The sequence below is a fragment of the Citrobacter sp. Colony219 genome (assembly GCF_019382635.1).
Classification (GTDB): domain Bacteria; phylum Pseudomonadota; class Gammaproteobacteria; order Enterobacterales; family Enterobacteriaceae; genus Citrobacter; species Citrobacter youngae.
In genome coordinates, this window is sequence record NZ_CP080033.1 from 4,726,515 (window position 1) to 4,727,019 (window position 505).

1 pseudogene is annotated in these 505 nt (G+C 54.7%); it reads left to right on the forward strand.

Features of this window, described 5'->3' with window-relative positions:
• Positions 1-90: 90 nt before the first annotated feature.
• Positions 91-505 (forward strand): annotated as a pseudogene (locus JTI85_RS21060) (FAD-dependent oxidoreductase); the annotation flags it as partial.

Below are 505 nucleotides of genomic sequence, written 5' to 3' on the forward strand. Positions count from 1 at the left end.
TGAAAAAAGGATCTCGATCGCATTGCAATTCTTAACTACGACAAATAAAATCCGAGTCAATAATTCGTAGTCACCAGTGAGAAAACCCCAATGCGTAAACAAATTCTGATCGTCGGCGCCGGCTTTGCCGGTATGTGGGCAGCATTAAGCGCCGCACGACTGGCGGATAAACATCAGCAGGCCATTGATATTACAGTAATTGCGCCACAGCCAGAGCTGCGTGTCCGCCCACGTTTTTATGAAAGCGCCGTTCATACGCTGGTCGCACCACTGCAACCGCTGTTTGACGTTACCGGCGTCAACTTCCAGCAAGGTCACGTCGAGCAGATCCTCCCGGACTCTAAAGAGGTGAGCTGGAAAGATGCCAACGGTGACATTCATCTGCGCGCTACGACCGCCTGGTGCTCGCCAGCGGAAGTCACGTAAACCGCGACGCCGTCACCGGTGCCGCCGAGCACGCGTTTGACCTCGACCAACTTGAGAGCGCCGCCGTACTGGAGCAGCA